This is a genomic window from Halobacteria archaeon AArc-dxtr1 (assembly GCA_025517425.1).
Lineage (GTDB): Archaea > Halobacteriota > Halobacteria > Halobacteriales > Natrialbaceae > Halostagnicola.
This window is the reverse complement of the sequence record JAOPJY010000002.1, coordinates 519,501-532,500: the sequence shown is the minus strand read 5'-3', so window position 1 is coordinate 532,500 and position 13,000 is coordinate 519,501. Positions and strand designations below refer to the sequence as shown.

The 13,000-nt window shown below is 62.6% G+C and carries 15 protein-coding genes and 1 tRNA gene; 5 read left to right on the top strand and 11 right to left on the bottom strand.

Annotation, left to right across the window (positions count from 1 at the left end):
- The 3 genes from OB905_11500 (at position 1) to OB905_11490 (ending at position 1,956) form a co-directional block, all read left to right on the top strand.
- On the top strand, positions 1 to 273 hold the full coding sequence (locus OB905_11500; protein ID MCU4926598.1) for a hypothetical protein: 273 nt from the start codon (positions 1 to 3) through the stop codon (positions 271 to 273).
- Between the two features lie 175 nt (positions 274 to 448).
- Entirely contained in the window at positions 449 to 1,408 is a 960-nt protein-coding gene (locus OB905_11495) for a succinylglutamate desuccinylase/aspartoacylase family protein (protein ID MCU4926597.1), read from the top strand.
- Positions 1,409 to 1,482: 74 nt separating this feature from the next.
- A complete protein-coding gene (locus OB905_11490; GenBank protein MCU4926596.1) occupies positions 1,483 to 1,956 on the top strand; it encodes a universal stress protein in 474 nt (157 codons plus the stop codon).
- 143 nt (positions 1,957 to 2,099) lie between these two features.
- On the opposite strand, the gene OB905_11485 is transcribed toward OB905_11490, so the two are convergent.
- The 11 genes from OB905_11485 to OB905_11435 form a co-directional block, all read right to left on the bottom strand.
- Positions 2,100 to 2,504 carry a DUF6276 family protein gene (locus tag OB905_11485; GenBank protein MCU4926595.1) on the bottom strand — a complete coding sequence of 135 codons (405 nt, stop codon included), beginning with the start codon at positions 2,502 to 2,504 and terminating at the stop codon, positions 2,100 to 2,102.
- Between the two features lie 13 nt (positions 2,505 to 2,517).
- The gene (locus OB905_11480; protein ID MCU4926594.1) at positions 2,518 to 3,222 is read right to left on the bottom strand and encodes a V-type ATP synthase subunit D; all 705 of its coding nucleotides are present in this window, start codon (positions 3,220 to 3,222) and stop codon (positions 2,518 to 2,520) included.
- Positions 3,223 to 3,287: 65 nt separating this feature from the next.
- Positions 3,288 to 4,244, bottom strand: a complete 957-nt coding sequence (locus tag OB905_11475; protein ID MCU4926593.1) for an aminopeptidase — start codon at positions 4,242 to 4,244, stop codon at positions 3,288 to 3,290.
- Between the two features lie 85 nt (positions 4,245 to 4,329).
- On the bottom strand, positions 4,330 to 4,764 hold the full coding sequence (locus OB905_11470) for a low molecular weight phosphatase family protein (GenBank protein MCU4926592.1): 435 nt from the start codon (positions 4,762 to 4,764) through the stop codon (positions 4,330 to 4,332).
- Positions 4,761 to 5,915, bottom strand: coding sequence for a phosphate uptake regulator PhoU (locus OB905_11465; protein ID MCU4926591.1), 1,155 nt, complete (start codon positions 5,913 to 5,915; stop codon positions 4,761 to 4,763). Before OB905_11465 ends, OB905_11470 begins: the two co-directional genes overlap by 4 nt.
- A gap of 6 nt (positions 5,916 to 5,921) precedes the next feature.
- On the bottom strand, positions 5,922 to 6,584 hold the full coding sequence (gene phoU, locus OB905_11460) for a phosphate signaling complex protein PhoU (protein ID MCU4926590.1): 663 nt from the start codon (positions 6,582 to 6,584) through the stop codon (positions 5,922 to 5,924).
- A gap of 8 nt (positions 6,585 to 6,592) precedes the next feature.
- Positions 6,593 to 7,417 carry a phosphate ABC transporter ATP-binding protein PstB gene (pstB, locus tag OB905_11455; protein MCU4926589.1) on the bottom strand — a complete coding sequence of 275 codons (825 nt, stop codon included), beginning with the start codon at positions 7,415 to 7,417 and terminating at the stop codon, positions 6,593 to 6,595.
- 1 nt (position 7,418) lies between these two features.
- Positions 7,419 to 8,351, bottom strand: coding sequence for a phosphate ABC transporter permease PstA (gene pstA, locus OB905_11450; protein ID MCU4926588.1), 933 nt, complete (start codon positions 8,349 to 8,351; stop codon positions 7,419 to 7,421).
- Complete coding sequence (gene pstC, locus OB905_11445) at positions 8,348 to 9,340, bottom strand: phosphate ABC transporter permease subunit PstC (protein MCU4926587.1); 993 nt, start codon at positions 9,338 to 9,340, stop codon at positions 8,348 to 8,350. The genes pstA and pstC overlap by 4 nt, the downstream gene beginning before the upstream one ends.
- A 15-nt stretch (positions 9,341 to 9,355) precedes the next feature.
- Entirely contained in the window at positions 9,356 to 10,378 is a 1,023-nt protein-coding gene (locus tag OB905_11440) for a substrate-binding domain-containing protein (GenBank protein ID MCU4926586.1), read from the bottom strand.
- Between the two features lie 407 nt (positions 10,379 to 10,785).
- Positions 10,786 to 10,858, bottom strand: a tRNA-Asp gene (locus OB905_11435).
- A gap of 332 nt (positions 10,859 to 11,190) precedes the next feature.
- Here OB905_11435 and OB905_11430 point away from each other — a divergent pair.
- Both OB905_11430 and OB905_11425 read left to right on the top strand, forming a co-directional pair.
- Positions 11,191 to 11,418, top strand: coding sequence for a DNA-directed RNA polymerase subunit H (locus OB905_11430; GenBank protein ID MCU4926585.1), 228 nt, complete (start codon positions 11,191 to 11,193; stop codon positions 11,416 to 11,418).
- The gene (locus OB905_11425) at positions 11,419 to 12,999 is read left to right on the top strand and encodes a DNA-directed RNA polymerase subunit B'' (GenBank protein ID MCU4926584.1); all 1,581 of its coding nucleotides are present in this window, start codon (positions 11,419 to 11,421) and stop codon (positions 12,997 to 12,999) included.
- The last annotated feature ends 1 nt before the right edge of the window (position 13,000 follow it).

Below are 13,000 nucleotides of genomic sequence, written 5' to 3'. Positions count from 1 at the left end.
ATGTCGCTTCTAAAACCCGTCTCGTCGCTGGCGCTGCTGGCCGTTGGGATCGCCGTCATGGTGTTGCTCGCGACCGTCGTCTTCTTCGTGACGATCTTCGTCGTCTCGACCGGCTCGAGCCTTGCGGGATACGAGCCCAGCGCGGACTTCGTCGTCCTCTCCTCGGCGCTGATCGTCGTCGCGGTGATCCTCACCGGCGGATTTACTCCGCGCCTCTCCCGGAGCGACGAGCCGGCCGAAGAGGACGTGTTCGGCGACCGAACCTACCGCTGACTGGGTCGTCAATCTTCGCCACGAGCCGGCAGATTCCAGAGTGTTCAAACCGCTCGTGTGGGCCCCACGGTTTTCACTGATCCCTCTCGGTCCGGATCGCGCCTGTAACGCCTGGAATCGTCGGTAAGCGACGGAGACCGAACCAGTAAAGGCGAGTGCGACCATCCTCGATGACATGACGACCACGCTCGGTACGGCGAGCGCGGACCCCGGTGAGATCGATACGGGCCGACTCGAGGTGGGAGAAACCCGAGATGGGAGCCCGTTCGGGCTCCCGGTCGCCGTGGTCAACGGCGCCAAATCCGGGAAGACGCTCTATCTGCAGGCGGTAAGCGACGGCGACGAGCTAAACGGGGTCGGCGTCCTGAGCCGGGTGCTCCCCCGAATCGATCCGGCAGTCCTCTCGGGGACGTTGCTGATCGTCGGCATCGTCAACTATCCGGCGTTCCAGGTCGCCGAGCACCGTAACCCGTTAGACGACACCAAGATGAATCGCGCCTATCCAGGCAACGAGTCGGGGACGTCGAGCGAGCGCATCGCTCACGCCACGTTCGAGGCGGCGAGTCGGGCCGACCTCATCCTCGATCTCCACCAGGGATCGACTAGCCGGATGATCGACGAGGTCCGGGTACGCTGTGGTCGACGCCACCGGATGCACGAGGCGTGTCTCGAACTCGCGAAGGCGTTTGGCTGTGGCTATATTCTGGATCAGAAGGGGCCCGACGGCCAACTGGCTCGCGCCGCACCGGACGACGGTATTCCGACGGTCGACCCCGAACTCGGCGGCTGTGTCGGCTGGGACGAATCGAGCATCCAGACCGGCGTCGACGGCGTGTTCAACGTCCTCCGGCACTACGACTTCTTGTCCGACCAGTCGGAGGTAACGGCCCAGACCCGCGCGGCCGGCTTCGAGCAGTACGGCGCCCCGGCTGGCGGACTGGTCTCGTTCGGTCCGGAGCTGGGCGACCGGGTCGAAGCTGGTGAGACGCTGTTCGAGGTGACGACGGTCTTCGGCGAGCCGAAGGCGACCGTGACCGCCGATAGCGACGGAATCTTCTGGCGCACCCGCCGGCTTCCACAGGTCGCGACGGGCGAATACGTCTGCTCGGTCGGCACCGACGTCGACACCTACTGAGTCGGTTCCGTGGGCAGTTTCGCGACCGATACACCGCACGCTTAAGAAGATTGACTTCCAACGTGTGGCCAACGATGGATACGATAATGGTCGCGATCGGCCCAAAGGACGCCGATCGAGCGGATGCGATGGTTTCACACGCGATCTCGGTTGCCGGTGCCACGGACGCGTCGGTCGTGTTGGCCCACGTCCTCTCTGAGAGCGAGTTCGAGGCCGAATCCGAGGAGTACCACGAAGCGATCGAACGGGTCGGCACCGACATCGAAGAGCGCGATCTCTCCCCACAAACGCTCGCCCGCGAGAAAGAGACGATCGCATCGATGGTCGACCGCCTCGAGGATGCCGGTTTCAAGGTCGAGATTCGCGCTGCGGTCGGTGACCGATCGAATGAGATCGTCAAGATGGCCGAGGATGTCGCTGCCGAGAACCTCATCATCAGCGGCCGCAAGCGATCGCCGACCGGTAAGGCAGTGTTCGGAAGCACCTCACAGGAAATTCTGCTCACGGCGCCCTGTCCGGTAACCTACGTCCGCGCCGAGGACGACTAACCGGACGAACCGGTTCGAACGCCGACTCTCGGGCCACGTGCAACCCCTTCGCTTCGAGTGCAGTTCTCAGTTGTTGCGACTGGCAGCCAGCGTCCGATCGGGGGTTCGCCGTCTCTTTGCCTTCGGTTAGACGGCTTCCACTGCTAGTACAGCAGCTGCTCGAGCTGGTGACGACGCCGGTCCAGATCGATCGCCGGCTCGACGTCGGAGTCTGCCAGCAGCCGGTCGATCGTCAACAGCGGGTCGACCCCTCGTCGCTCGAGATCGAGCAGTAGCGTCTCGATGGCCGCCCGGTTGGTCGCAAGCGAGTCACACTGGTCAAGTAGCAAGGAGAGGACGACCCCCGCATCGGGATCGGTCGGATACGCGTCACTGATCGGATCGAAAGCAGCCACATCGCCGGAGACGTCGCGGTTCTCGCCACCGGCCGAGACAGCAAGACACTGCGAGCAGATCGTTGCAATCGCTGTCGTTTCGGGTGCGTACTCGCGGTACTTTTCGGGAACGGCGAACGCCACCGTCGGACGCTCGCAACGAGAACAGGCCATCGGGTGTCTCGGATCAGTCGCCGCCCGGAAGGCCACCTGCCGTGGCCTGCTCCATCTCCTCGCCGGCTGCTGCTTCCTTCTGCGCTTTCTCCTCTTGTTCTTTCTTCTCTTTGATCTTCTTCAGCCGGAAGATCTCCTCGCGCTCTTGCTCTTCTAATTTCTGCTCGATGTACTCTTTGTTCTCGTAGAGATCGGGGAGGAGCTTGAACTCGAGCGCGTTGACGCGCCGTTTGGTCGTCTCGATCTCGCGGAGCATCTTCTTCATCGCCGTCTCGACTTCCGCGGCGAGGATGATGCTCTCCAAGAGGTCTTCGTAGGCTTCTGCGGCCTCGTCGATTCGGGCCGAAGAGCCCATGATCCCGTAGCCGCGCTGATCTAAGCTCTTCGAGACGCGCGAGGACTCGATCTGCGGGACGACGACACCCATGATATTCTTCGACTCGGTGGTGATCTCGGGGTGTTCTTGAAGCGCCGCAGCGGCGCCTCGGACCGCGACGTCGCCTTCCATCGCCCGGGCCATGTTGATCTTCTTTTGGGCCGACTCGTAGTCGTCGGCGAGCTCTCCGCGGACGTCCTGGGCCTTGTCCAGAATGTCCATGAACTCCATGATGAGGCCGTCGCGTTTCTTCTCTAACGTCCCGTGTCCCCGCTCCGAAAGCTCGATGCGATCCTCGATCGCCATCAGGTTCTTTCGGGTGGGTTTGACGTCCGTGGCCATCTTGTGGGTCGCTTGCGCCCGCAGTCGGATAACTGTTTACAGTTTGGACGCCGGTCTGGGCCTGGCTACGGCCGCTCGACTTTTGGGAGGTCTACGACCTCCCCGTCCGCCTCAACCGTCGGCTCCCGAACGATCCCGTCCAGGTGGATTGGCGCGTCCGTGGTGCCGCCGATACCGGCGTCGTCACCGATCGCGACGTGGATCGTGCCGGCGGCCTTCTCGTCTAACAGCACCGAGCCGACGAGTTCCGTGACGGCGACGTTCGTCCCGATGCCCAACTCGGCGACGTTGTACGCGGCGTCGCCGACTTCCTCGGCTGCGCCCTCGACCGTCTCCCGAATCTCGTCGTCGGAGATCGACGTGACCTCTCCGTCCTCGAACTCGAAGGTGATCGGCTGGCCGTCCTCGAGCAGGCCGTGGGGTCGCATCGTCCCGTCGACGACGACCGTCCCCGTTGCACTTTCGGGGCTGACGAACACCTCGCCAGCGGGCAGGTTCGACATCGCGCCGGGCTCGTGGACGATGCCGGTATCGGAGAGGAACTCACGGTCGCCGATCTCGAAGGTGACGTCGGTGCCGGCGTCAGTTGTCACCCGAATTTCGTCGGCGTCGCCGACCTGTGCGAGCATCTCCTCGCAGTGGGCGGCGATCGACTCGTAGTTGGCGTCTAAGCCGGCGACGAACACCTCTTCGGTGATCCCTGGAAGGGTGGCGACGCGGGCACCTGCGTTGGTTGCATCGGTTCTCGCTCGAGTGTGCGTGAGACTCTTCGATGTCGGTGCGAGGACGACGTCGGCGCCGGCCATCGCTGCGGCGACGGGGGACGGGGGCTCGCCGCCGTGGGTCTCGCCCGGCGGGTACCGAACGATCACCGCGTCGTCGGTGATCTCGCTGGCGACGTCGTACAGCACCTCACCGATCGGCTGGCGCTTGTCGTCAGTGACGATCGCACAGGATTCTTCGGGTTGAAGTTTCAGACACTGTCTCACGGCCGTCTCGGCCGGCGATCGAAGGTCGCTCATACCCACAGATGGTGCCAGAGGGTCGAAAGCCCTTCCCTTCCGTCGATATCTCCGACCGAACTGCGCCCGATTCGCTCGTCTGTGGTTACGCGCTCGTGGCTCGATCCTCGAGTTCGTCGAACAGCGTCTGAACGTGCCCGCGAACCGTTTCTCGGATCTCCCGAACCGTCTCTGCGTCCTCACCGTGGGGGTCCTCAAGCGCCCAGTCGCGGACGTCGATCCCCGAATCGGCGTCGAGTTCGAGCGTCGAACAGCCCATCGTCGCGACGACGTCACAGGCGGCGAGTTCGTCGTCGCTGACTGCCTGTGGCGTCCGATCTGAGAGGTCGATACCCTCCTCGGCCATCGTCTCGACAACGACTGGGTGGACCTGGTCGGCCGGGTGCGTACCACCGGTTTCGATCTCGACCCGGTCGGTCCACTCCCGCCGCTCGCGCTCGCGCTCGGCGAACGCGGTCGCCATCTGGCTCCGGCCGGCGTTCTGGACGCAGACGAATCCGAGGCGAACGGCGTCACTCACGCCGACCACCCGGAGCCGGCGTTCCAGCCGTTGCGTCCCGCTCCGTCGCCACGTTTGTCTCGTCCGTGCTCCTCCGCGGTCTGACTGGTATTGGTGTCATCTGTCTCTGTGTAGGTTGGGGGTATTTCGGTTTGTTCGGACGTTGAGTGACCTCGAATCGCTCCGTTCGGAACCGCCCGTCGCTCCGCGGTTGCGGTCGCGACGTTTCCACCCAGCGCCGCCGTTCGGCGAACACACTCGAGCACCACGCCGTCGCGGTAGCTACCGTCGCCGCCGGCGAACGCGCGTTCGAGCGAATCGATCGACGATCGTACCTCTGTGTGGGCGTCGGTCGCGGCCTGCAGCTTCCCGTCGAGTGCGAGTTCGACGACCGCCCTGGCGTCCCCTGCCACAGTCGCCAGCCGGGGATCTGGTCGGTCTCCGGAGATGTCCGGCGATTGCCGGGCGACGCTCGCGATTCGCGTCGCGAGGTCGCCGAGTCGCTCTAACTGGCGTGCGGTCCGGTACGCGTACCACGCCGTCGCGCGGTCGACGTCGAGCCGGTCGAGCTCCGTCACGTCGCCCAGCCCCCGGTGGAACGACCGGGCAACGATCGCGAAGAAGCGGTCGACGTCGTCGTCACGCTCGACCACGCGGGCCGCCAGCTTCTCATCCCCGCGTTCGAGGGCATCGACGGCGTCCTCGTGCATTGCGAGCGCGAGGCCACGAATCTGCGTGAGCGTCTGCTCGAACGACACCTCGTCGGCGTCGAGCAAGTTCCGCGCCGTGATCGATGTCTCACTCTCGCGGACGACCTCGAGACCGAGGAAGCGACCGGCTGCCTCGGTGACCGCCAGTCGAGTCTCGGCGTCGATGCCGGCGTCGTTCGCGACGGTGATCTCATCGCAGCCGGCGCGGTAGGCGGCGTCGATGCGACGCCGGACCGCCGCCGGTTCGATGGCGTTCGCCTCGATAGTGGTCTCGCGGTCCGTCCGATCGAGCGAACGGCTGGCAACGATCAGCCGATCGTGGTGGGGGTAGAGGTACATCGAGGCCCCCGATTCGATTCCCCGATCGACCGCCCACGTCTTCGGAAGCGAGATGGAGTACGTCGAGGAGCCGGTCAGTTGCACCTTCCGTTCGATCGCCTCCTTCGCGTGCTGGCTGCACATCTCCGGTCAGTAGATCAGCTCGTCGTCGTTTTCGACCATGTACAGGGTTCGTGCGGCGACGTTCACGGCGTGGTCCGCGATACGCTCTAGGTCCCGAATCGTCAACAGCATTCGGGATACGTCCTCGAGCACGTCCTCGTCGTCGGGCTCGTCGCGTTCGAGCAGGCTCCGCATCACGATCTGGCTTGCCTCCTCACAACGGGTATCGATCTCGTCGTCTCGCTCATCGATCTCGTAGGTCGCCTCGGCGTCGTCCGCCGCGTAGGCAGCCATCGCGTCCTCGACCATCTCGACGGTCTGGGAACCGATTCGCTCGAGATCGACCTCTGGGTAGCGATCCTGGTCGGCCCCGATGGCATACCCGGCGAGATTAGTTGCCAGATCGCCAACGCGTTCGAGATCGGTGATGATCTTAAACGAAGCAGCGATAAAGCGCAAGTCGCCTGCAACCGGCTGCTGGAGGGCGAACAGGTCGATACAGTCTCCTTCCAGATCAAGATACAGCTGGTTTACCTCGTGGTCGCCGGTGATCACCTCCTCGGCGAGGGTCTCGTCTTTCGATTCAAGCGCTTGCAGCGCCAGTCGGAGGCGCTCGCAGACGAGGTCGCTCATCGCGAGCACGTCTTCGCGAAGCGTTTCAAGTTGCGTCTGGTATGAGTCTCGTGGCATAGTCGTGATTACCCGAACTTGCCGGTGATGTAGTCTTCGACGCGCTGGTCATCAGGGTCCTCGAAGATCGTGCTGGTGTCGTCGAACTCGACGAGCTCGCCGCCGGTGAGGAAGACGGCGGTCTTATCCGAGATACGGGCCGCCTGTTGCATGTTGTGAGTCACGATGACGACGGTGTAGTCCTCGACGAGTTCGTCGATCAGGTCTTCGATCTTCGAGGCCGCGACGGGATCGAGCGCCGACGTCGGCTCGTCCATCAAGAGCACCTCCGGATCGGGGGCGATCGCCCGTGCGATGCACAGGCGCTGTTGTTGGCCACCCGAGAGATCGAGCCCTGAACTGTCGAGTTGGTCGTTTACTTCGTCCCAGAGCGCCGCCCCTCGTAGCGCCGACTCGACCTGGGAATCGACATCGTCGTCTTTTCCCTGAATTCGAAGTCCGTAGGCGACGTTGTCCCGGATCGACTTCGGGAAGGGATTCGGCTTCTGAAACACCTGTCCGATCTTTCGACGCAGCGCGACGGGGTCGACGTCCTCGTCGTAGACGTTCTTGCCGTCGAAGCTGAGTTCGCCGTCGACCCGACAGACGTCGATCTGGTCGTTCATCCGGTTGATCGAGCGCAGGAACGTCGATTTTCCACAGCCCGAGGGGCCGATGATCGCCGTCACCTTGTTTTTCGGGATCTCGACGGTGACGTCTGAGAGCGCTTGCTCGTCCCCGTAGTGGACGTTCAGGTTCCGGGCCTCGAGGATCGCCTCGTCGGGCCGTGATGTCCGTCCGGTATCCGTCGACTGTACCTCCGTCGTGAGTATCGTCTCTTCTGTTTGTGCCATCTCAGATCTCCGTCTCGTACTTGTTTCGGATGTAGATCGCGACCGCGTTCATCGCGAACATGAACAGCAACAACACCACGATCCCCGTCGCCGCGAGGTGGATGAAGTGCTGGCTCGGCTCTGCTGCCCAGTTGTAGATCTGGGTCGGCATCGCGCTGAAGCGGTCGAGTGGACCGAACGGCATCCGGTTGGTAAACAGCGCCCCGACCATGATCAGCGGCGCCGTCTCGCCGATTGCTCGCGCGAGCGCGAGGATGGTTCCAGTCATGATCCCCGGAATCGCCGCGGGGAGGACGACGTTGCGAATCGTCTGCCACTTCGTCGCGCCGGTCGCGTAGGAGCCGTTTCGAACGCCGTCTGGAACCGCCCGCAACGCCTCCTGTGTGGAGACGATGATGATCGGCATCACCAGCAACGCGAGCGCGATCGCTCCGGCGATCAGGATCGGTCCCATACCGACCCCGTTGACGAACGCCGCCAGCGCGAGCAGTCCGTAGACGATCGAGGGGACGCCAGCGAGGTTCGCGAGGTTCGCCTCGATCAGCCGGGTGATGCGCGTATCGGGCGCGTACTCCTCCAGATAAATCGCCGACCCGACGCCGACGAAGAACGCGAGGATCGCCGTCAGGATCATCAGCATGATCGAGGCGACGATCGCGCCCCTGAAGCCGGACAGCTCCTCCCGTCGGGAGCCGTCTCGGGTGAGGAAGTCGACGAAGTTGATGTTGAACTCCGTCAGTCCAGTGTAGAAGTCGGTCGCGACGTCGAGCAACAACAGCGCCAGCATGACGACGCCGAACATCGAGGCCGCGAAGATGAGGCCGAGGAAGAGTCGATTCTTCAGGTGCTCTCGGCCGAGATCGGCGCCAGTAAAGCGTTCTTCGCTCCCGTCTCTGTCCTCGACGTCTCGCCGGTTTTCGGTGTCCGTGCTCATCGGTACTCCTCCTGGAAGCGGCGCTTGAACGCGTCGTTGAGCAAGTTCATCACCAGCGTCATCACGAACAACAGCAGTCCGACGGCGAACAGGCTCTGGTACTCGATGGTGCCGACCGCGGACGTCCCGCGGGCGACAGACACCATGTACGCCGTCATCGTCATGATCTCGTCGAACGGATTCGCGGTGATGTTCGCGTTGAACCCGGCCGCAAGCGTCACGGCCATCGTCTCACCGATCGCTCGCGAGACCGCGAGAATGTAGGAGGCCATCACACCCGAGATCGACGCTGGGAGCACGATCCGGGTCGAGACGTCGTACTTCGTCGCACCGAGCGCGTACGCCCCGTTTCGCAGATCGTCGGGAACGGCTGACATCGCGTCCTCCGAGATCGACGAGACCATCGGAATCGTCATGATGCCGACGACGAGAATCCCCGACAGCAGGCTGTACCGGCCGATGTTGATCCCGAACAGCGTCTCGGCAATCGGACTGAGCAACACTGGGTTGATGAAGGCGATCGCGAAGTAGCCGTAGACGATCGTCGGGATGCCGGCGAGCACCTCGAGTGTCGGCTTCAGCTTTGCGCGCACGCCAGGCGAGGCGTACTCAGAGAGGTAGATCGCCGTCGCGGTTCCGATCGGGATCGCGACGAACGCCGCCCCGACCGTGATCGCGAGCGTTCCGAAGATGATCGGAAGCGCGCCGTGAGCCGGCGTCGCGTGAGATGGTGCCCATCGCGTGCCGGTGAAGAACTCGGTGAATGTGATCTCTTGGGTGATGCTCGCGCCCGTGACCATCTGGGTGAACCGGGCGCCGAAGAAGTAGCTCGCGGCGTTGTCGATCAACACGAAAAAGATCGCGAGCGTCGTGAGGACCGTGATCGCGGCACAGCCAAAGAGGAGGCGTCGTGCACGCTGATTGGCGGCGAGGTCCTCGGCTGCGGTCTCGCCGCTGATCCCCGGCCCGTGGGTCGTTTCAGTGCTCATCCTGTGTGGTCCCCGTTATGCGCGGTCGACAGCGAGATCGTCTTGTGAGGCACCAACCTGGTCGAGCCAGTCGTCGATCTTGTCGTGGTTCTCGTCGGTGACCTCGTCTGGTGCCGCGTAGAAGTTCTCGTCGCGGGCGAACTCTTGGGCGTTGTTCGCGTAATAACGGGCGAACGAACCGATCAGTTCCGTCTCCTCTTCCAGACTCGCCATGTTGAAGTACGCGAACAGCGGGCGGGCCAGCGGCGAGTAGAGCCCATCTTCGATGTTCTGCTCCTCCGGAAGGTAGAAATCGCCGTCTGCGTCGCTCTCGACCGGAACGGCTTCGATCGGTTCGTCGTCTTCAATCTCTCGAAGATAGCCAAGTCCGCCCCAGCCGAAGCCGTGCTCGTTGCCCGCAACCGCGTTCATAATCTCGTTCGTCTGGCTCGTTGCAGAGTAGTCGTCTCGGATGTTCCCAATTTCGCCACAGATCTCCCGTGTGAAGTAGTCGAACGTCCCGGATGCGTCGTCGCGGGCGTGTAACTGCATCTCCTCGTCGGGCCACTCAGAGCGAACGTCGCTCCAGTGAGTCACCTCGTCGGTCGCCTCGAACTCCCAGATCATCTGGAGCTCGTCTAAGGTGATGTTGTCGACCCAGTCGTTCTCGGAGTTCTTTACCACCGAAAGCCCGTCGAGCCCGACCTCTAAGAAGTCGTAGTCGACATCTTCCTCTTCACAGAGTTCGATCTCTTCCTCGGTGATCTCCCGACTCGCGCTCTGCACAGCGGAGTTGCCTCGGCAGAACTCCTGGAAGCCGGCGCCGGTCCCCTCCGGTGCGACGTCGACCAGCACGCCCGAGAACTCGTTCTCGAAGTTCTCGCCCGTCCAGTCGGTGATCGGTGCCACCGTGTTCGATCCCGAAGCGTCGATCGTTCCGTCGAGTTCGCTATCCCCACCGAGACAGCCTGCAACGCCAGCCAGTCCAACGGCGCCGGTACCGACGATGAAGTTCCGCCGCGATACACCCTGTCCAGCTTCGGACGTCTCGTCCGTCATCATCTGGGACGACCATGCACATGAATAAGTACGATGCTATGAGCTATATATTTAGACATGTGGTTATATAGAACTCTCAATAGGCGAACAGAGACCTCCATATCCGGCTCTCCCGGAATCTGCTCCTCACGATCTGTAAACACAGTCGGACGTGTCCACGTCGTTCGCGTGGCTGGTAGCGTTCACTCCGACTCTACCGCTCTTCGATTCGAGTGTTCGCGATCGGATGGACCGGTCGCTCGCGGATTTGAAATCGAAGAAGACGCCCGAGGCGGGATTTGAACCACAGTCATTCTACTCGCTTCGCTCGTGTCACTCCCTGCTTCAAATCCCTTGTTTGGCGTTTTGCTGACGCCGTGCTCGTTCGTCGCTACGCTCCTCACTCACGAATTGGCGTCAGTAAAAAGCGCCCGAGGCGGGATTTGAACCCGCGTCACGACCGTGACAGGGTCGTATGATGGGCCACTACACCACCCGGGCCTTCGACGCAATTTATCGTTTCCCGGTCGCAGTATTAAGGCTTTCCAATCGGACGCCGTGTGGTACTCTTCACCGGTGTCTCGTAGAGGCCATCTCTTCGGATATCCACCACCACACCAGAGCCACAACTGTCTGGAAATCCGAGAAGACCCACAAGGGATATAACCGAGAACGCGGTATTCTCCCCTGTGAACGACTCGCCCGGTCAGGTTCGCCCGACCGGTTAGCCGTGCTTTTGCGGGACGACTTAGTAACCCTTAACTGGGTTCCGCCGATACGTCTCTGTAGTATCTCGTGACAGCCGCTTCTCCCTTCAGAGCCCAGCAAAACACATGGTAGACGTAAGCCAACACGAACTCGTTCCGGAGCACACCATCCTCGACGAGGCGGTCTTAGAGGACGTGCTCTCAGAGTATGACATCGACCGCACAGACCTGCCGAAAATCAAACGCAACGATCCCGCCCTGCCCGACGAGGCCGACGTCGGGGACGTCATCAAGATCGTCCGGGACTCGCGTACCACTGACCAAGCCATCGTCTATCGACTCGTGGTGGAATAAATGGCGATGGAACTCGACAGAGACGAACGACGCGATATCTCGCGGGAGTACTTCTCCCGAGAACGGCTCGCAGAGCACCACTACCGATCGTTCAACGCCTTCCTCAACCGGGGGATGCAGGAGGTCGTCGACGAGAAGGCGACGATCGACACGGACATCGGCGACAAGGAAGGCGAAGAGCCGGTTCACGTCGAACTCGGTGACGTGCGCGTCGTCACGCCTCGCGTTCGCGAGGCCGACGGCTCCGAAGAACTGCTGTACCCACAGGAAGCGCGGCTGCGCAACATCACCTACTCCGCGCCCGTCTTCATGGAGATGTCGATCGTCAAGGGCGAGGAGGGCGACCAGCGCGTCGTCGACTCGACGGAGACGAAGATCGGCCGGATGCCGATCATGGTCGGCTCCGACAAGTGTAACATCGCCGGCTTCTCCGATCAGGAACTGATCGAGATCGGCGAGGATCCCGCCGACCCTGGCGGCTACTTCATCGTCAACGGCTCCGAGCGGGTGTTGATGACCAGCGAGGACCTGGCGCCGAACAAGATCCTCGCGGAGTACGACACCAAGTACGGCGACGAGATCCAGGTCGCAAAGACCTTCTCGCAGCGCCGTGGCTACCGGGCGCTCGTGCTCTGTGAACGCACGCGAAACGGGCTCCTCGAAGTCTCGTTCCCCTCGGTTTCGGGCTCGATCAACTTCGTGACGCTCGTGCGCGCTCTCGGCCTCGAATCGGACGAGGAGATCGTTCACAAGGTCTCGAACGACCCCGAGGTCGTCAAGTACATGCTCGAGAATCTGGAGGAAGCGGACGTCCAGACCGAAGAGGAGGCAATCGAGACGCTCGGCAAACGCGTCGCCTCGGGTCAGGGCAAGAACTACCAGCTCAAACGAGCCAACTACGTCATCGACCGCTACCTGCTTCCGCACCTCCACGAGGACGGCGTCGACGAGGAGGACGTCCGCATCAACAAGGCCCACTACCTCTGTCGGATGGCCGAGGCCTGCTTCGAACTCGCGCTCAACCGACGGGAAGCGGACGACAAGGACCACTACGCCAACAAGCGCCTGAAGGTCAGCGGCGACCTGATGAAAGACCTGTTCCGGACGGCACTGAACAAGCTCTCCCGGGACGTGAAGTACCAGCTAGAACGTGCGAATATGCGAAACCGGAACCTCTCGGTCAACACCGTCGTCCGATCCGACGTCCTGACCGAGCGCTTAGAGCACCCGATCGCGACGGGTAACTGGGTCGGCGGCCGCTCCGGTGTCAGCCAGCTGGTCGACCGGACGGACTTCATGGGGGTTCTCTCGCACCTGCGACGGCTCCGCAGTCCGCTCTCGCGCAGCCAGCCTCACTTCGAGGCGCGGGACCTCCACGCGACCCAGTGGGGTCGCATCTGTCCCTCCGAGACGCCCGAAGGACCGAACTGTGGACTAGTGAAGAACTTCGCGCAGGCGATGGAACTCTCCCAGAACATCGAAGACGAGAGCGAACTCAAACGCGAGCTGGCCTCGATGGGTGTCGAGGGCATTCCGGGCATCGAGAGCATCGAACGATCGACGCAGCCGGCGGACGACTGAT

What these genes read in the sequence shown, in the direction of transcription:
- OB905_11500 (MCU4926598.1), top strand. Translation starts at nt 1, where the DNA reads ATGTCGCTTCTAAAACCCGTCTCGTCGCTGGCGCTGCTGGCCGTTGGG.
- OB905_11495 (MCU4926597.1), top strand. Translation starts at nt 449, where the DNA reads ATGACGACCACGCTCGGTACGGCGAGCGCGGACCCCGGTGAGATCGAT.
- OB905_11490 (MCU4926596.1), top strand. Translation starts at nt 1,483, where the DNA reads ATGGATACGATAATGGTCGCGATCGGCCCAAAGGACGCCGATCGAGCG.
- OB905_11485 (MCU4926595.1), bottom strand. Translation starts at nt 2,504, where the DNA reads ATGGCCTGTTCTCGTTGCGAGCGTCCGACGGTGGCGTTCGCCGTTCCC.
- OB905_11480 (MCU4926594.1), bottom strand. Translation starts at nt 3,222, where the DNA reads ATGGCCACGGACGTCAAACCCACCCGAAAGAACCTGATGGCGATCGAG.
- OB905_11475 (MCU4926593.1), bottom strand. Translation starts at nt 4,244, where the DNA reads ATGAGCGACCTTCGATCGCCGGCCGAGACGGCCGTGAGACAGTGTCTG.
- OB905_11465 (MCU4926591.1), bottom strand. Translation starts at nt 5,915, where the DNA reads ATGTGCAGCCAGCACGCGAAGGAGGCGATCGAACGGAAGGTGCAACTG.
- phoU (MCU4926590.1), bottom strand. Translation starts at nt 6,584, where the DNA reads ATGCCACGAGACTCATACCAGACGCAACTTGAAACGCTTCGCGAAGAC.
- pstB (MCU4926589.1), bottom strand. Translation starts at nt 7,417, where the DNA reads ATGGCACAAACAGAAGAGACGATACTCACGACGGAGGTACAGTCGACG.
- pstA (MCU4926588.1), bottom strand. Translation starts at nt 8,351, where the DNA reads ATGAGCACGGACACCGAAAACCGGCGAGACGTCGAGGACAGAGACGGG.
- pstC (MCU4926587.1), bottom strand. Translation starts at nt 9,340, where the DNA reads ATGAGCACTGAAACGACCCACGGGCCGGGGATCAGCGGCGAGACCGCA.
- OB905_11440 (MCU4926586.1), bottom strand. Translation starts at nt 10,378, where the DNA reads ATGACGGACGAGACGTCCGAAGCTGGACAGGGTGTATCGCGGCGGAAC.
- OB905_11430 (MCU4926585.1), top strand. Translation starts at nt 11,191, where the DNA reads ATGGTAGACGTAAGCCAACACGAACTCGTTCCGGAGCACACCATCCTC.
- OB905_11425 (MCU4926584.1), top strand. Translation starts at nt 11,419, where the DNA reads ATGGCGATGGAACTCGACAGAGACGAACGACGCGATATCTCGCGGGAG.